Raw genomic sequence first — 19,251 nt, 5'->3', positions numbered from 1 at the left:
AATGAGTTAATACATGGGAAAGAGTGTATGGAGAAGTATTGAGTACTTCTTTACCGGTAATTACACGGCAGATGACGGAAACAATGAGATCGATGCCTATGGCTTTGGCGGTGTCATCCGCGCCTATGGTGGTGACGATACCATCAGGGTCGGTTCCATCGGTGCCACCGTCTATACCGGTACGGGCAACGACAGCGTCTATGGCGGTGCCGCCTACCTCAAGGTGGTTGACGACTCTGGCAACCTGACCGTCAAGGGGGCGGCGGGCTATGCCGACATCAGCAAGTCCCAGTCCGGCAACGTCCACTTTGCCGGCGCCAGCGGTGCGACCAACATCGATCATCAGGGGCGTGACGGTGACATCCGCTATCAGGGAGCGGCGCTGGCCAACTTCCTGACCCGCAAGGGGATCAGCGGCAACGTCAGTTTCGAAGGGGCCGGTGGCTACAACAAGCTTTGGCACCAGACCGACCACGGCGATCTGAGCTACAGCGGCGCCGGGGCGGCCAACAAGCTGGACCGCACCTGGCACAGCCAGTATCAGGGCTCGCAGGGCAACATCCACTTCTCGGGGGCCGGTGCGGCCAACATCATCAGCTCCCAGGTGGAGTCCGGCAACGTCACCCTGAACGGCGCCGGTGCCTACAACAAGGTGTTCCGCAAGGGGCGCGAGGGGGACATCAACTTCAACGGGGCCGGCGGCTGGAACGAGCTCTCCCGTTTGCGCAACGAGCAGGATGAGTACCTGCAGACCCGTGGCGACATCAGCTTCAACGGGGCTGGCGGCTACAACCGGCTGCTGTCGGACGTGGCCGAGGGCAACATCCACTTCAAGGGGGCGGGGGGTTACAACCATCTCTCCCGCAAGGGCTCGGACAGCGACAGCTCCCCCTTCGCCGGCGCCCGTGCCGACGAGATCGCATTGACCACCGCCACCATGGGCGGCAGCTGGATCAACCAGTCCCAGGCCGTCACGGCCATCAAGTCCAGCCTGCAGCCCAATACCTACCTGTTTGCCTTCTTTGACGGCATGTACACCAAGATCAACCGGGTAGAGCTCTCCAACGATGGCGCGAATGGTGCCCTGCGCTATCACGCCACCTCCTGGTACAAGGAGGGGAACCACCTCGATGGCTTGGCCGGTCGTCAAATTGATGCGGGCAACGGCTTCGTCTCGACGCAAACCGACGGCGCCTATCGGCTGAGCGATCTGGTGTTCGAACGACGTCAGCGCATCAAGCTGGAGGCGGTGGAAGCGGATCTGACCGAGAACAGCTGGATCAACTACGGTGGCGGGGTGAACGTGTCGGCTGCCGACGTGACGCTCTCCAGCGCCAAGATGAGCGGCTACGCCGTTTATCGGGATGGCACCAAGGTTGACGTGAACGCGGTGAAATCCCGGGTACAGGCCAACACCTATGTGTTTGCCAAGCAGCTTGGTCCCTACACCAAGATAGTGGTGGTGGAGCTGGCCAATGATCGGGAGACCGGGGCGCTCAAGTACCTGGCCAAGGCCTGGTACAAGGAGGGCAACCACCTAGCGGGGCTGGCCAATCAGGTCATTTCGGAGCGTACCGGCTTCACCTCAATGGGGACAGGGGCGTACTCCCTGAGCGAGGTGCGCTACCAGCTCGATACCGTCACGGCCGTGTCGGATCGACTGCCGGCTACCCGCGAGTTCTCCAGCCAGCTGTTGCTGCCCCGCCAGCAAAGTGGCGGCAAGAGCAAGGGTGACATCTTCTTTGACGGCGCCGGTGGCGGCAACGTCATCGAATCCGACGTGACCGAGGGCAACATCCACTTCAACGGTGCCGGTGCGGCCAACGTGCTGATCAAGCGCGGCCAGCGCGGCGATCTGGTGTTCCGTGGGGCGGGCCTGGCCAACGTGCTGGTTCATCAGGGTGCCCAGGGGCGAATGGATGTCTATGCGGCCGGTGCGGCCAACGTGCTGGTGCGCAGCGGTGACGGCGAGTACCTGGCCCGTCTGCTGGCTTATGGCAACATCTCGGTGCAGCAGGGCCGTGGCGACAGCCAGGTGGTCATGCTGGGCGGTTACAACACCCATACCCAGTTGGGCGATGGCCAGGGCCTGTGGCTGGCGGGGGGCGGTTTCAACCTGCTGACCCAGGTCGGCAACGGCCGGCTCGATGCCCTGTCGGTGGGCGGCGCCAACGTGCTGACCAAGCTGGGTGCGGGCCAACTGACGGCCGGTCTGCTGGGCGGCGCCAACGTGCTGACTCACGTCACCCAGGGTGATGAGGCTGCCGATACCCGCGCCGTGTTGCTGGGCGGTGCCAACGTGCTGACCAAGAAGGGCAACGGCAAGGTGCAGGCCATTCTGGGGGGCGGCGCCAACGTGTTGACCCAGATTGGTCAGGGGGATACCCAGGCGCTGCTGCTGGGGGCTGCCAACGTGCTGACCCGGGTCGGCGATGGCGATCTCTCTGCGGTGATGCTGGGGGGCGCCAACGTGCTGACCCATGTCGGCAACGGCGACACCCTGGGCGTGATGGGGGCCGCCGGCAACCTGTTTACCAAGGTGGGCGACGGCACGGCGATTGCCGCCATGATCGGTGCCGGCAACCTGTTTACCCAGATAGGCCAAGGCGATGCCTGGGCCCTGATGGGCGGGGTCGCCAACGTCTTCACCAAGGTCGGCGATGGCAATGCACTGGCGCTGATGGTGGCCAAGGCCAACGTCTTCACCCATATCGGTGACGGCCTGACCGTGGCGCTGATGCTGGCCCAGGGCAACCTGGCGACCAAGGTGGGCAATGGCATGACGCTGGCCGCCATGGTGGGCAATGCCAACGTCTTCACCCACGTCGGTGCTGGCGAGACCTTCGCCGCCATGCTGGGGCAGGCCAACCTGTTCACCAAGGTGGGGGATGGCCTGACAGCCGCGCTGATGATCGGCAAGGCCAACGTCTACAGCCACATCGGCAACGGCACCAGCCTGGGGTTGTTTGCCGGCGAGCTGAACGTGATGACCAAGGTGGGCAACGGCACCACGCTGGCAGCCCTGTTCGGAAAGGCCAACATAGTGACCCATGTCGGCAGCGGTCTGACCGGTGTGCTGGCGCTGGGCAAGGCAAACATCATCACCAAGGTGGGGGATGATTTCCTCGGCGCCATCGCCAAGGCCGATGCCAACGTGCTGACCCACGTGGGTAATGGCACCACTGCCGGCGTGCTGTGGGGCAAGGGCAACCTGCTGACCAAGATCGGTGACGGTACCACGGTGGGCCTGCTCATCTCCGAGGTGGGCAACGTGATGACCCACGTCGGGGCCGGCAGCACCATCGGCCTGGCCAAAGGGCGCGCCAACCTCATCACCAAGGTGGGTGACGGGCTGGTAGTACAGGGCGCCTGGGGCGACGTCAACCTGCTGACCCAGGTCGGCAACGGCGATCGTTACAGTTTTGCCAAGGGCCGTGCCAACGTGCTGACCAAGGTGGGGGATGGCCGTGAAGTGGCCGTGCTGCAAGGGGAGGCCAACCTGGTCACCCAGGTCGGCAACGGCGACGGCTACACCGGCGCCTGGGGCAGGGCCAACGTCATCACCAAGGTGGGAGATGGCCGTCAGGTCGTGCTGGCCAAGGGTGATGAGAACATAGTGACCCAGGTCGGTGACGGCGATGGCTATCAGGCGCTGCTTGGCAAGGCCAACATCGTCACCCGGGTGGGGGACGGCATCCAGGTCACCCTCGCCAAGGGGGAGGTCAACCAGACCACCACGGTAGGGGACGGTCTGAGCGTGACGGCCGCCTACGGCAAGTTCAACAACAACGTCAAGGTGGGTGATGGCACCACCGTCAACCTGGCGTGGGGTGACTACAACCTCAACACCAAGGTGGGGAACGGCCTCAACGTTGCGGTCATGAAGGGCAAGGGCAATGCCAACGTCCAGATCGGTGACGGACTGGACATCACGGCGGCCTATGCCCGCCACAACGTGGCCATCAAGATCGGCAATGGCGATTTCTACAGCCTGGCCATCGCCAGCAGCAATACCAGCAGCAACAAGCTCGGCACCCTGTTTGACAATATCAAGCAGACCCTGCTCGGCAGCGCAGGCAACCAGGCCATCAACTATCTGGTGCAGGGGGATGAAGAGGGCCCGATCAAGACCCCGCACGCGGCCAGCCTGGGCGAGGTGCAGGGACTGAGCGGCTTTGGGCTGGACGAGATTGACGAGGTGAAATCCTCCCTGGCCGGCAGTCTGACCGGCAAGGTGAGCCAGGCCGGCGAGCGCGACGAGCAGGCCATGGACAAGGCGCTGCAGCTCGATGAGCAAGGGCTGGCCCGAGGGGGTGAGAACCTCATCGTCAACGGCGATTTCGAACAGGGTGCTCACGGCTGGCAGCATGCCGGCGCCGGCATCGAGGCCGATTTTTCCGCCGCCACCTACGGGCTGGCTGCCGACGGGCACGGTGCCCGGGTCAGCGAACTGTCGACTGACCGCAATACCCAGATTTCCCAGGATCTTGCCGGCCTCAAGGCGGGCGAGACCGTCAACCTGACATTTGATTTTGCCCGCCGGGCCAATATTTCCCTGCAACACGGCATCGAGGTGTTGTGGAATGGCGAGAGGGTGTTTGCCAGCGAAGGGGATGCCAGCAGCTGGCAGAGCAAGGCGCTGACGCTGACGGCCAGAGAGGGTACCAATACCCTGGCGTTCCGCGGTACCGGTGAGAGCAACGGCCTTGGCTACCTGCTCGACAACGTGGAGGCCACCGCCTCTGGCAAGGCCGAGATAGGCCAGGTCAGCGCCCAGCTGGCGCAAGACGACAACGCTGCCCGGGCGAGAGCCGATCAGGCGAGTGCCGATGCCGACAAACAGCGGCTCGAGCAGGAGAAGGCGCAGCAGCTGGCCGCCATCGCCGGGAGCCAGTCCCAGCTGGAGGCTACCGACCAGCAGAAGCTGGCGGAGAATGGCCAGCAGCAGCGTGCCGCCATCGAGGCGGAAGCCCGCGACATGACGGCGCAGCTCGATACGCTGGCGCGCCGCTTCGAGCAGGTCAGAGCGTCCGACGCGGCGAGCGAGCCGTCCGGCCAGCACTGGCGCACCGGCTTTGCCGATCGTCTGCTGAGCACGGTCCAGGAAGATCTGGACGATGCCGGCAACACGGCTGGCACGGCGATCGAAGAGGCCAGATCTCGCCATGAGGCGCAGTATCAGCAGGTCGATAGCGCGCTGGCCAAGTCCAAGACGGGTCAGCAGCGCAGTGAACAGCTGCAGGGTGACGCCGAGACTGCGGGTCAGCACAGGGCTGAGCAGGCAGAACAGCGCCGTCTCGACGCGCTGGCTCGCCAGGGGGAGGCAGCATCGCGACAGCAGCAGGGCGAAGCGAGTGCCAGCCAGGCGCAGCTCGCTGGCGAGCAGGCGGCCAGCCAGGCCGGTTTGCAGGCCAACCAGGCCAAACAGAATGCGGCAAGCCTCAAGCAAAGCGGCGACAAGCCGAACCGCCAGGGTGCCCAGCCCGGCCAGCCCTCGGCCACCGCACAGCCCCTGCCGCAGGCCGGCGAGCTGGATGTGCCCGCCGTCGGCACCGTGTTGGCTCCTGATGAGGTCCAACCCTCGGCCATCGACACCGCCACCGGGCTGAGCGAGCAGGAGCAGTCCGCCCTCGACGGGGCGCTGGCGGCGGTCAACCGGCTGCAGATCAATGCCGGGATCCGTCAGCCGGCGACACCACCGGTGGCCCCGACTCCAACGCCGACCCCAACGGTACAGGAGGAGGTGCAGGCGACAGCCACGGCGACCAAACCGGTGCAGCAGCATGAGGTACTGGCCACGGCGGCCGTGGATCTCACCGGTCTGCATGGCCCCCGCACGGGCAGCAAGGCCGTGCCGGAGTTCAGCAGTCACTTCGACGGCTCTTCCATCGGCATTGAGAACGAGCTGACTGGGTTGGTGGTGGCGCTGCCGAAGAACTCAGCACAGAAGTTTGGCTATGTGCACGATGCGGCAGGCAACCCGCTGTTCATGCTGACCAAGGACATGAACCAGGGGGGCTACACCAATCCCGCCGGGATCAGCGATGTCAAAGGGATCAACCAGTGGCAGACCCATACCATCGAGCTGGTGACCTATCCAAGCGAGATGCAGGACCAGCAGGCGGTGGAAGCACGCAAGGAGGCCATGCTCTGGCTTGCCAGAGAGTTCACCCAGCACATCAGCCAGACCAATCACACCAGACTGTCCGATCTCGTGAGCGAGGATGGCCGTTTCACCCTGGTCATCTCCAATGCCAACCACGTGATTGCGGCCGGCAATGGCGCCGCCCGTGACGGTCAGGGGCAGACCATCGGCATGACGCCGAGCGGCCAGCAGGCGACCGTGGCTGTCAGCGCCAAGGAATTTGGTAGCGGCTCTTCCCAAGAGATCCGGCTGCTGGAGTCCGCTCCCTGGTATCACCCCGAGCTGAAGGAGCTGTTGCTGTCCAACACGGCCAATGTGCAGTGGGAGGATGCGGCCACCGCACAGAATGTGTTTGCCTACCTCACCTCCATCTACGGCAAGACGGCCGATCTGGCCCGGGAATACGGCATTCACATCAATGACTGGGATCCGCTGGCCGAGGGGATCACGCCCAACGCCCAGGGGTTGACCGATCCCAAGGTCAAGAATGCCTGGGAAATCTTGCCAAGAACCAAGCCGGTGGCCATGTTGGCCCTGCTCAGTGCCCATGACCGCAAGCTGGTGTCCGAGCAGATCCTGGCGACCCTCAAGTCGGCCTATTCACCGGCGCTGGCACAGAACATCTATGACTACTTCAAATTTGGTGGCGAGGTAGCCGGGCATGGCATCAACAATGCGACCACGGGGGACAGCAAGCACCCCGAGCCGGCCATCCTGTTCGAGTTCCGCCAGGTGCCGAACGAGCTGAGCCAGTTTGTGCCGAAGTCGGAATCGACCGCCAGGGTGGAGGTGAAGACCCTCGACCAGTTCGACCCGGTCAGCCGCCGTACCATAGTGGCGGCGGTCAACAATCTGGTCGAGCAGAGCGCGGACTTCGACAGCTGGTATCAGGCATATCGGGAGCGCCAGGGGTTGCCGCCGGTCAAGAATGCCAAGAAGGTGGCCTCTGCCAATCACAAGGCCGAGTGGGTAATGGCCAACCATGCCGAGGCATGGAGCCAGCTCACCGCCGAGCATCAAGCGGAGGAGGCGAGCGGACTGCAGGCCCTGGGCGGCCACAAACCGGGAGACCAGAGCCCGGGCGTGGCGAATGCCGATACGGCCCCGTTGGACAAGCAGCCACTCAATCCGCTGACCCGCTTCCTCAATGACAACCTCTACGGTACCCGCGATGAGCGGCGCCAGGTGGGCGACATCACCCGCCAACTGCTCGACCATGCGGTGAGCAAGGGCGAGGCCGAGCAGGTGACCCTGCAAGGGGATGCCGGCCGTCTGTCCGGTTACCTGCACAAGGGGGTCGAGCGGCCAGGGACGCCGCAGGATGGCAAGCCCGAGGTGGTGCTGTTCCTGCACGGGTCGGGTTCTTCCGCCGAGGAGCAGGCCGATACGGTTCGCAGCCACTATCAGAAGCAGGGTGTCGACATGCTGGCGGTCAACTTGCGTGGTTATGGGGCCAGCGATGGCGGACCCAGTGAGCAGGGGGTCTACCAGGATGCCCGCACCATGTTCCGCTATCTGGTGGAAGAGCGTGGGGTGGCGCCTGGCAAGATCCTGATCCACGGCTACTCCATGGGCGGCCCCATTGCCGCCGATCTGGCCCGTTATGCCGCCGAGCAGGGCAAGCCGGTGGGCGGGCTGCTGCTCGATCGCCCCATGCCCAGCATGAGCAAGGCTATCACGGCCCACGAGCTGCCCAACCCGGGTGGTCTGGTGGGGGCGATCGCCAAGGCGATCAACGGTCGTTTCTCGGTGGAGAAAAACCTCGACGGCCTGCCCAAGAGCACGCCCATCATGCTGTTGACCGACAACGAAGGGCTCGGCAGCGAAGGGGAAAAACTGCGGGCCAAGCTGGCGGTGGCCGGTTATCAGGTCAGTGGCGAGCAGACCTTCTATGGCCATCTGGCCAGCAACCGCCTGATGAGCCAGTACGCCGAGCAGATCGTGGGTGACTTGTTCAACCGCACGCCGCCGGCTGCAGACATTGAGGCGCCACTCAAGGGCATCGAGGCCATCAGGCGCGATCTCAAGCGCTATCAGGAGGCGCTCGCTCCACAGGTGGGCAGCAACGGGGCGACCAGAGACATCCGTACCACCAAGGCCTTCTTGGCCGGGTATCAGCAAGGGTTGGCCGGCAAGGTGGTCGAGGGCTTCCAGCCCGACATGAGTATGACCCAGCTAGTGGACCTGTTCGTCCAGCCGAGCCTGACGCCACAGCAGCAGGGGGCGCTGGCCTGGGAGATCGAAAACCGGGCGCTCAAGAGCACCATCAAGCCCAGGATTGAGCAGTCCAACCGTCTGTTCCGCGACGTGGCCTCACAAGGTGGCACGGATCCGCATGCCAGAGAACATCTGGCTCCCCAGCTGTTGCTGCTCAATCTGGCGGATGACGGCTTCGGTGGTCGTTGCGATCCCCTCTCCAAGCTGGTGCTGGTCGCCAAGCAGCTGGAGAGCGAGGGGCAGCCCGATCTGGCGCGGCGCATGATGGAGAAGCTCTACTCCGCGGCGGCGGTCATCAACAACCCGGATCGCTACTCGGCAACCGAGCTGGAGAATGCCCGCAAGCTGGTGGGCAGCCTGGCTGAGATCCATACCAACACGCCGGCCGCCTACAACTACGACAGCCTGCGCAGCATCAAGTACGACATCGTCAAGGAGAAGTGGGAGGGCAAGAATGCCATCTCCCTCGACACCGTGCTCACCAAGCTGACCGCCAAGGGCAGTGATGCTCCCGTGTTGCTGGAGCTGGATGCACCGGGCCACGCCATGGCGGCCTGGGCCAAGCAGGGGGAGTCTGGCCGGATCTACGGCTTCTACGATCCCAATGCCGGTATCGTCGAATTCTCCTCTGCCGAGAAGTTCAGTCGTTACATGACCCGCTTCTTCGGCAAAGAGGGGCTGGACATGGCCAACGGCTACCACCTCGAGTCGGGGCCGGACGGCAAGCCGCTGTTCTTTAGGGTCAGCGAGATGAACGGCGCCGAGCTCGCCCGCTTCAAGCCGTCCAAGGATCTGGCCAACAAGGTCACCTTGCAGGAGATCCTGCAGTTGCCGGTATTTGACGAGAGTCCGATGGCGGAGCTGCCGGGCAAAACGGTGGTGACGGAGCACACAGCCAAGCTGTTTGCCGATGTCTACAGCCCGGATGAGCTGAAAAAAGCCGCCCAGGTTTTTGCCAAACCCATTGGCGAATCTTATCAGCAGATCCTGGATCAGCTCGCCACGCTGCACGGTGCCAGTGGGCAGGCCAAGGTAGATGCCGCATTGCGGTTGAACAATCTGATCGACGACTACCTGGTCAAGCACGAAGGTTCTGGCAGAAACCCGGCGCTGAGCAAGCTGCAGAGTCAGCTTAACGGCAATCTCTATCGCGGTGAGCTGGCCTCGCTGCAAGCCGAGGTAACGGCGCTGGCCAAGACCCGCCCGGACCTGGCTGCCATTGTCATCGGCAAGGCCGCCGAAGAGGTGCAGGGCCAACATCCGGGTCTCACCCAGATGGTGTTGCGCTGGGCAACGCAAGACCCCTATCTAGCGGCCAAAGCTGGATATGAGGGGGCCGTGCCGGCGGATTTGCCGTTTGATGCCCGCTTCCACATCGCGCTGGGCGAACACCATGGTGACCTGAAGAAGTGGTTGACCGAGGCCCAGGGGAAAGGGTTGCTGAGCCGGGCCGTGCTGGACGACACCCGCAAGGTGCTTCATCTGGGTTACTCCTATCAGGAGCTGCAGGACCTGACGGGGGAGCAGTCCGCCCAGATGGCGGTCTACTTCATCAAGGAGACTGCCAAGCAGGCTGCACCCGGTTCGGAGCTCTCTGCCGAGCACATCATGCTGGACAAGTTCGGTGACCGCCGTTATCTCGGTGAGCTGGAGTCTCGCCGTATCGAGCAGATCGAGAACATCTATCACAGCAGCAAACAGACCGATGTGGCTGCCTGGGATGCCCGCTATGGTGGCGACGCCCTGCGGACGCTGAACGCGCAGCTGGATGGGGATAGCACGCTGGCCGGACAACTGGCACGCCTGCTGGATAACCGTAATGGCCTGCTCATTGGTGAAACCCATGGCAGCGACGTCAACGGCCTGCGGTTCGTCAATGAGCAGATGGATGCACTCAAGGCCCAGGGCGTGACCGTCATCGGCCTGGAGCATCTGCGTGGTGAGCTGGCGCAGCCGCTGATCGACCGTTATCTGGCGGGGGGGGAAATGTCTCCCGAGCTGGCGACCATGCTCAAGAGCAAGCATCTGGAGCCCTCCCTGTTCGAGCGGGCCCGGGAGCGGGGGCTGCGGATCGTGGCGCTGGATGATGGCAGTACCGCCAGACCCGTCATCGGCGGGACCGAGCATGGCCTGATGTACCGGGCCGGGGCTGCCAACAATGTCGCCGTTGACGTACTGGGCAAGCTGCCAGCTGGTGAGAAATTCGTCGCCATCTACGGCAGTGCGCACCTGGCGTCCCACAAGGGGATCGAAGGTTTCGTACCCGGCATCACCCATCGCCTGGGGCTGCCGGCCCTGAAAGTGGATGCGGACAATCGCTTCCACCTGCAGGCGGACGATGTCAGTCAGCGGGTCGAGTACGCAGATGTCGCCAGGAAGTGGACGCCGGCGGCGGCGCTGGATGGTGCGGATCAGCCGGTTCGCAATCAGCGGGTCGAACAGTGGCTGCGACCTGAGGTGGCGCTAGGCAGCGAAGGGGGCGAGACCCGCTTCACCAGCCAGATCATCATCCAGACCGAAGATGATCCGGTGGCCGCCAAGGCCGCGGCCAGCCTGGCCGGCAAGCACCCCGACCGCAGTCTGGTGGTACAGCTGGATGCGGATGGCAACTATCGGGTGGTGTATGGCGACCCTGCGCAACTGGCCGGCAATATCCGCTGGCAGGTGGTCGGCCATGGCCGCGATGCGGACGGGCAGAACAACAGTCGTCTCAGCGGCTACAGCGCCGACGAACTGGCCGGGCATCTGCGCCGCCTGGGCGATCGCCTGCAGCAAGAGGCTGGCGTAACCACCAAGCCGAGCCACATCAGTCTGGTAGGTTGCTCTCTGGTGAGTGACGACCTGCAGACCGGTTTTGCCCGCCGCTTTATTCAGGCGCTGGATGGCGAGGGGATCCGTACCCAGGTATCGGCCCGCAGCAGCGAGGTGGCGGTCGATCAGGGCGGGCGCAAGCATACCCGCGATGAGGCGGATGTCTGGGCCCGCAAGGTAGCAGCCAACAAGGTGGTGCTGACCCTGGATGACGCCGGCGAACCTGTGGTGCACACCGAGCGGGTACGCGGCGGCGTGGCAGAAGGGGATATCGATCTGGCGAAAGTGGGCCAGGGCGAGGGTGAAAGCCGTGCCCGGGGCGCCATTGCCGACAACGACGAGACCTTCGTCGCCCCCGAAAAACAGCGCCAGCCGGAAACGGCCTCGAGCCAGGCCGACAATGCGGTCAGCTACTCCGGCAACATCCAGGTCAACGTGGGGGATGGCGAGTTCACCGCCCTCAACTGGGGGACCACCAACCTGGGGGTCAAAGTGGGCACGGGCGGCATGAAGTCGCTGGCCTTCGGCGACAACAACGTCATGGTGCACATCGGGGATGGCGACAGCAAACACAGCGTCGACATCGCCGGCTACCGGGCGCTGGAAGGGGCCCAGCTGTTTGTGGGACAACGCAACGTCAGCTTCAACCTGGGGCGCAGCAACGATCTCATCGTGATGCTGGAAAAATCCATCCCCACTCCGCCGCTGGTCAACCCGTTTGGCGGGGCGGCCCGTATTGCCGGTGCCCTGCAGCAGATCGCCGGTGACGGTGCCAAGCCGGATTGGGTGGCCAGCCAGTGGGAGCAGTGGACCCTGGCCGGTGCCAACAAGTTCGTGGCCGACATGGCCGGTCTGGATCAGACCAGCAGCGTCGAATACGGTTCGCTCACGCGTCTGGACAGCGACCATGAGCGCAGCAGCCGCGGGCTCAAGAGCGATCTGGAGGCAACCCTCAACAAGGAGTTCAACAAGCGGATCTCGGGCGGCGGTCAGGGCGAACAGGGACCGTTGAGCCGGGCGGACAAGCTGCGCCAGGCCAACGAGAAGCTGGTCTTCAACTTTGCCGTGGCCGGTCAGGGGGCGGACATCCAGGTCACCACGGGCAACTGGAACTTCGTGTTCGGTGACAACATCCAGGCCATCCTGGACACCAACCTGGGCTCCCTGTTCGGGCTGATGACCCAGGAGTTCACCGCAAGCGGGCAGGCGAAAACCACCTTTACCTTCACCCCGACCGATCTGCCGCGCCAGCTGCAGAACCGGTTGCTGGGGCGCCTGGCTGGGGTGGGGGCCGATACCACGCTGGCGGACATCTTCGGCGTGGATTACAACGCCCGTGGCCAGCTGGTGGCCCGCGATGGGGCGGCCATCGATGCGCCGGCCCTGTTGCAGGAGATGCTGGGCGTCATCGCCGAGTTTGGTGGCGATCAGCTCAAGAGCCTGACCGATCCGGCCAAGTGGCTCGATCAGCTCAAGGCCGGGCTGGATCTGGGGGAGGATGCTCTCAGCAGCTTTGCCCGCAGCCACGGTCTGCAGGATGAGGCTCCCGAGGAGGCCAAGTCCGGTACCGTGACGGTGCAGCAGGAGAACGACGCCAAGCCGGCGGTGCTGCCGGCCGCCACCGAGGAGAGGGCCTTCGGCTTCAATGCGCTGAGTCTGCCCAACCTGTTTGCCACCCTGTTCAACCGGGACAAGCAGGCGGAGGTGGTGGCGCTGGCCAGCAACCTCAAGCAGAACCTGACGGCGGACCTGCTCAACATGAAGGAGCAGACCTTCGACTTCCTGCGCAACAGTGGTCACCTGCAGGGGGATGGCGACATGCATGTCTCCCTTGGCAACTACAACTTCAACTGGGGGGGAGATGGCAAGGATCTGGGGGCCTATCTCGGCGACAACAACAACTTCTGGGGTGGCCGCGGGGACGATGTCTTCTACGCCACCGGCACCTCCAACATCTTCACCGGCGGTGCCGGTCAGGACACCGGGATCATGATGGGCCGGGAGAACATGATGTTCGGCGGGCAGGGTGACGATGTCGCCGTGCTGGCCGGTCGTGTCAACCGCGCCTTCATGGGGGAGGGCAACGATCAGGCCTTCATCTTCGGGGAAGAGGGCATAGTGGAAGGGGGGGCCGGCCAGGATTATCTGGTGACCTCCGGCAACTACAACCAGATCGATGCCGGCGCGGATCAGGACTTCACGGTGACCATAGGTCATCACAACCAGATCCGGCTCGGCGAGGGCGACGACTTTGCCATGGTGTTTGGTAATCACAACCGCCTGCTGGCCGAACATGGCAACAACCAGGTCAAGCTGATGGGCTATCACGCCACCATTCGGGGTGGTGACGGCCGGGATCGGTTGATCGCCGATCAGGTCGCCAAGTTCAGCCAGCTCAATGGCGGCGCCGGCGATGACCTGCTGGTGCTGGGGGGTTATCAGAACCAGTTCAGCGGTGGCACCGGCGTCGACAGCTTCGTGTTCAGTGGCGCCGTGATAGAGAACCTGGTGCAGGACATCGGCAAGGAGGACTTCATCGTCTTCAACGATGTCAGCTGGCGGGATCTCTGGTTCAAGCGCAGCGGCTACGATCTGCAACTGCTGGTCAACCGTCACACCGACGGCACCAGCGAGCAGGGCAAGTTCGAGCAGCTGGGCAGTGCCACCTTCAGCAACTACTTCGCCGACAACCGGGCCCAGCTGGTGATCGGGCTTGGCGAGCAGCAGGCTGACGGCGAGCGCAGTTACAGCGCGCTCTCCCATCAGGCGGTGGACAACCTGATCCAGGCCATGAGCAGCTTCGCCCCCGAAGCGGGCGACATGGGCCTGCTCAACCGGCTCGACAGCCAGGCCAACAGCCTGGTGCAGTCGGCCTGGGGTGATGTGATCCAGGGCAAGGGCCGGGTTGCCTGAGCAACCTGACTTCCCTCCCATAAGGTAAAAACCTGCTCTTCGGAGCAGGTTTTTTTATGGCAAGAGGGGGGGGGAGTCGCATCCCCTGCCTGATGACGGGAACGCGCCTCCTGGCTCCCTCGCACAACCAGCGCCAGCATTCTGCCAGCACTTGTCTTTCCCGGCATGGCCAGCTTCCACTCCCCGGCTGGTTATGATATCCATTCGGTAACCTGGTTTTGGTGAGCGGGCCCAGGCGATGAACCGCAAGGCCGTCGCTCGCAAGCCTGACTCGAGGCGTTATCTCGCCCTGTTCATCCTTCCCCAGCCAGTCAGGGGTCATACGCAAAAGAGGATTTTATGGAGTTGTTGTTACTGGCGGATGCGCCCTCTGCCGCAGGCGTGGTTGCCGCATGGTATTTTGACGAGTGGTGCCGCGACAGTGGTCGTTGTACTCAAGACCAGGTGCTGGCCAAGGTCATGGCGGCTACCCAGGTTGATCGAGCTCCGCTGATGGTACTGGCCCGCCAGGCCGGTGAGTGGGTAGGGGCTGCCGAGCTGAAGATCCGCGAAATGGCGATGTTTCCCGAGTACGAGCATTGGTTGGGTGGGGTCTATGTGGTTGAACAAGCGCGCGGGCAGGGGGTCGCCTCCTTGCTGGTAACAGAGATCCTAAGCCGTGCTCGCAGGGCGGGGATCAGCAAGCTGTACTTGCAAACCGAGAACCTGACCGGTGGCGTTTATTGCCGTCATGGTTTCAAGGCCCTTGAGGAGGTCCATTATAAAGGCCTTCATGTGCTGGTGATGGTGGCTGATACCGGCGTCCCGTCCTCGTCAGAAAAGGTGGTCCAGTGATGCTTGATACTGCTGTTCTGCCTGTATAGTCAGTTCGCGCAATCAATAAAAAAGCCAGTCAGGGTCACTGACTGGCTTTTTTGTTGGCGCTTGTCGCGGGTCAGTCGATGAGACTGGCCCACAGGTCGTACTCGTCCGCTTCATCGATGCGGACCTTGACCATGTCGCCGGGCTTGAGGCCGGTTTCACCGTTCAGGTAGACCAGACCGTCGATTTCGGGGGCATCGGCGGCGGAGCGGCCGGTGGCACCCTCTTCGTCCACCTCGTCGATCAGCACCAGCATCTCCTTGCCGACCTTGCGGGCGAGCTTGCGGATGGAAACCTGCTGTTGCAGCTCCATGAAGCGCTGGAAGCGCTCTTCCTGCACCTCTTCCGGTACCGGATCCGGCAGCTCGTTGGCCTTGGCACCTTCGACCGGGCTGTATTTGAAGCAGCCGACCCGATCCAGCTCCGCCTTGTCGATGAAGTCCAGCAGCATCTGGAACTCTTCTTCGGTTTCGCCGGGGAAGCCGACGATGAAGGTGGAGCGCAGGGTGATCTCGGGGCAGATCTCGCGCCACTTCTGGATCCGCTCCAGGGTGCGCTCGACCGTGCCCGGGCGCTTCATCAGCTTGAGGATGCGCGGGCTGGCGTGTTGCAGCGGGATGTCGAGGTAGGGCAGTACCTTGCCGTCGCGCATCAGCGGGATGACGTCATCCACGTGCGGGTACGGGTAGACGTAGTGCAGGCGCACCCACATGCCGAGCTTGGCCAGCTCTTCGCACAGGGCCACCATGCTGGTTTTGACCGGCATGCCGTCGTAGAAACCGGTGCGGTGCTTGACGTCGACACCGTAGGCGGAGGTGTCCTGGGAGATCACCAGGATCTCTTTTACACCGGCCTCTTTCAGGCGCTTGGCCTCGGCCAGCACTTCGCCGATGGGACGGCTCACCAGATCCCCGCGCATGGAGGGGATGATGCAGAAGGTGCAGCGGTGATTGCAGCCTTCGGAAATCTTCAGATAGGCGTAGTGACGGGGGGTCAGCTTGACGCCCTGAGCCGGCACCAGGCTGGTGAAGGGGTTGTGGGTCGGCTTCTCGACGTATTTGTGGACGTGGCCCAGCACCTCTTCATAGGCGTGGGGACCGGTGATCTCGAGCACCTTGGGGTGGATCTCGCGGATCTGGTTCTCTTTGGCACCGAGGCAGCCGGTGACGATCACCTTGCCGTTCTCGGCCAGGGCCTCGCCAATGGCTTCCAGGGACTCCTGTACCGCGCTGTCGATGAAGCCGCAGGTGTTGACCACCACCACTTCCGCATCGTCATAGCTGGGCACCACGTCGTACCCTTCGGTACGCAGCTGGGTCAGGATGCGCTCGGAATCGACCAGATTTTTGGGGCAACCCAAGGAGACGAATCCTACTTTGGGGGCCTGTTTTGTGTTGGACATCGCTCAATCACTCTTAGGTGGCTCTAGTTTTAGGGCGCGGATTTTACCGGAATGGCTAACCAAAAACTATACAGCCGGCACGGCGGAATCGAACAATATCTCCGGCGAGGCAGGATTGTGCCAAGGCAGGCCCGTTTTGAGCCGATACGGGCCGATGACGGCACCCTTGCTCCGTCAGTTCGCTGGCTGTTGAGTTTCAACTCAATTTTGCGAGAGCGGGAAGACGGGGGTCACTATACTCCCTGCAGGCAGACTGGAAGGAAAGACGGGATGGACAGCTCATTTGGCGAGAGAATGCAGAACGTGCACGCTACGCTCAGGCAGCGGTTTGACAAGTTGAGCCGGGTGGCCATCGCAATTTATGACCAGCACACGGACAGGCTCAAAACCTTTGCCCACAGCACCGAGGGAAGTTCCCCGCTGGTGCAGTACGAGGTCAAGCTGAGCGACGTCCCCTCTCTGCGCTATCTGGCCGAACACCGGCAAGCAAGGGTGCTCGACACGCTGGATTCGCTGCTGGGCTCCCCCTCCGAGCACAGCCGCAAGCTGCTGGCGGCCGGTTATGAATCCAGCTACACCGAGCCGCTGTTGTTCAACAGCAAACTGTTCGGTTTTCTGTTTTGCGATGCCAGGGAGCCTGGCTACTTCGACCCCGCCATCCGCGGCGAACTGGCGGCATACGCCCAGATCCTGGCGGCCATCATCGCGGTGGAATTTTTCTCGATTCAGACCCTGAGCGGCGCGCTTACCACGGCGCGGGAGTTCAGCCGCTACCGGGATGAAGAGACCGCCAATCACCTGCACCGGATGTCGGCCTATTCGCGGCTCATCGCCCGCGCCGTGGCCACCCGTTATCCCTTGAGCGACGAGGAGGTGGAGTTCATCTATCTCTTCTCCGAGCTGCACGACATCGGCAAGATTGCGGTGCCCGACGCCATCTTGCTCAAACCCGGCAAACTGACGCCAGAGGAATACGGGGTGATGAAGATCCACCCGCTCAAAGGGCGGGAGATGATCGCCCTGATGATCAGCGAGTTTGGCCTCGACGGCATCCATCACACCGACATGCTCAAGAACATCATCGCCTATCACCACGAGCGCTTCGATGGGCAGGGGTATCCGGAAGGATTGGCGGGGGAGGCGATCCCGCTGGAGGCCCGCATCGTCGCGGTGGCCGACGTGTTCGATGCGCTCACCAGCGAGCGGCCCTACAAACAGGCCTGGACGTTTGAAGCTGCTTTTGCCTACCTCGAAACCCACGCCGGCAACCAGTTCGACCCCGCCTGCGTCGCGGCGGCGCTGTGCAACAAGGAGGCGTTTCGCGCCATCCATCAGCAATACCGAGAGCCCGCAGCAAGCTAGGCGGCGGGCCGTGTCATTACTTTCGCACTCCCGCTCTGCCCTGTTGCGGCTCTACGCGAGATAGCGTGAGAGCGGCGGCGGGCTTTGCCCCATCGAGGCCGTCAATGGGATGGATCCCATCATGACGAGCGTCACTGATTGACCCGCCTCATGCCTTTGGGCTTATCCGGCTCTGGCCAGATCTGCTACTGTGACCATCAACTCATCACAAAGGGTGGAGCACAGCATGAAGATTCGATTCCTGGTGATAGCAACGACCATGGCGCTGGCGTCGGCTCCCAGCCTGGCTGACTGGGCCAAGGTGAAGGCGGCCGCGAGCGAGCTCGGCAGCGCGGTGAGCGACACCAGCAAGGAGGCGTGGCAGAGCGTCACCGACTTCTCCAAGGCGACCTGGGCATCGGTTTCCCAGTGGGGCTCGGAGGCGTTCAACACCGCCGGCGCCTGGACCGACAAGAGCGTGGCGACCGGCAAGGAGTGGCTGACGGTAGCCGACAAGAAGCTCGACGAGATGCTCGAGCCCAAGACGGCCGACGAGGCACGGCTTGCCCTCGATACCATGGCCGACACCGCCCTGGTGCGGCTATTCAACCAGCAACCCTCGGCCAAGCTGTTGTTTGACAAGGCTTATGGCTATGCGGTGTTCGACTCGCGCAAGTTCTCCCTGATGCTGCACACCAACCAGGGGGCCGGGGTGGCGGTCAATCGCACCAGCGGCAAGCACACCTACATGAAGATGTTCGGTGCCGGGCTCGCGGCCGGGCTCGGTGGCAAGTTTTACCAGCAGGTGATCTTGTTTGAAGACAAGGCCAGGTTCGATGCTTTCGTGAGCCAAGGCTGGGAGGCCACCTCCGAGATGGGGGCCGTGGCGGGCAAGGAGAGCGCCGAGCTCAGCGCCAAATACAACGGTGGCATGGCCATCTACCAGATCGGCGAGAAAGGCTTGCTGCTGGATGCCAACATCTCTGGCTCAAAATATTGGGTGGACAAGGATCTGACCCGCTAGTCACCCGCTTTCCGGCCTTTTCCGTCGGCCCGCATCTTGCTGGCTGACGGGAAGGCCGTCACTTGGCAAATAATCTGCTCTCGCATCACCTGTTACGGGCTGCTTATCCACCCTCATCCCGCTTGCCTTGTGGTTTTCTACTTGTTGGCACCCTAATTGCTTACACCCTGACAGCGTCAATGATTTGTCTGGGGATGGAATATGGAAATTAGTGCAAGCAGCCTGATGCAAGAGATGCAGGCACTCAAGGTCGAAGCCGGCGCCACGCCGCTGACCCAGCCCGGCCGTCAGGTCACGTCCGACTTTGGCCAGTTGCTGCAACAGGCCCTTGGCAACGTTAACGAGTTGCAGGGGGCCGCCAACGATCTGCGTACCCGTTTCGACATGGGCGACAACTCGGTCGACTTGTCCCAGGTGATGATCGCCGGCCAGAAATCCTCCATCGCCTTCGAGGCGACGGTGCAGGTACGCAACAAGATGGTCGATGCCTACAAGACCATCATGAACATGCCGGTATAAGCGCGCTCACCATGGCAA

General features: G+C 63.0%; 6 protein-coding genes. 5 read left to right on the top strand and 1 reads right to left on the bottom strand.

Annotation, left to right across the window (positions count from 1 at the left end; genetic code table 11):
* The first annotated feature begins 13 nt into the window (after positions 1-13).
* Both rtxA and AACQ43_RS03645 read left to right on the top strand, forming a co-directional pair.
* Positions 14-14,086: an MARTX multifunctional-autoprocessing repeats-in-toxin holotoxin RtxA gene (rtxA, locus tag AACQ43_RS03650; protein WP_168965991.1), complete on the top strand. Its 14,073-nt coding sequence runs from the start codon at positions 14-16 to the stop codon at positions 14,084-14,086.
* Positions 14,087-14,425: 339 nt separating this feature from the next.
* Positions 14,426-14,920, top strand: a complete 495-nt coding sequence (locus AACQ43_RS03645) for a GNAT family N-acetyltransferase (RefSeq protein WP_076361217.1) — start codon at positions 14,426-14,428, stop codon at positions 14,918-14,920.
* Positions 14,921-15,020: 100 nt separating this feature from the next.
* Here AACQ43_RS03645 and rimO read toward each other — a convergent pair whose 3' ends face one another.
* Positions 15,021-16,349, bottom strand: a complete 1,329-nt coding sequence (rimO, locus tag AACQ43_RS03640) for a 30S ribosomal protein S12 methylthiotransferase RimO (protein WP_011705268.1) — start codon at positions 16,347-16,349, stop codon at positions 15,021-15,023.
* A gap of 270 nt (positions 16,350-16,619) precedes the next feature.
* On the opposite strand from rimO, the gene AACQ43_RS03635 reads away from it, so the two are divergent.
* The 3 genes from AACQ43_RS03635 (at position 16,620) to fliE (ending at position 19,233) form a co-directional block, all read left to right on the top strand.
* A complete protein-coding gene (locus AACQ43_RS03635) occupies positions 16,620-17,711 on the top strand; it encodes an HD domain-containing phosphohydrolase (RefSeq protein WP_168965987.1) in 1,092 nt (363 codons plus the stop codon).
* Between the two features lie 226 nt (positions 17,712-17,937).
* A complete protein-coding gene (befA, locus tag AACQ43_RS03630; RefSeq protein ID WP_011705270.1) occupies positions 17,938-18,714 on the top strand; it encodes a beta cell expansion factor BefA in 777 nt (258 codons plus the stop codon).
* A 201-nt stretch (positions 18,715-18,915) separates the two neighbouring features.
* Positions 18,916-19,233: a flagellar hook-basal body complex protein FliE gene (gene fliE / locus AACQ43_RS03625; RefSeq protein WP_011705271.1), complete on the top strand. Its 318-nt coding sequence runs from the start codon at positions 18,916-18,918 to the stop codon at positions 19,231-19,233.
* Positions 19,234-19,251 lie beyond the last annotated feature (18 nt).

The sequence above is a fragment of the Aeromonas sp. DNRA1 genome (assembly GCF_963888745.1).
Lineage (GTDB): Bacteria > Pseudomonadota > Gammaproteobacteria > Enterobacterales > Aeromonadaceae > Aeromonas > Aeromonas hydrophila.
The sequence above is the reverse complement of the archived record's forward strand: the minus strand, read 5'-3'. Positions and strand labels throughout refer to the sequence as shown.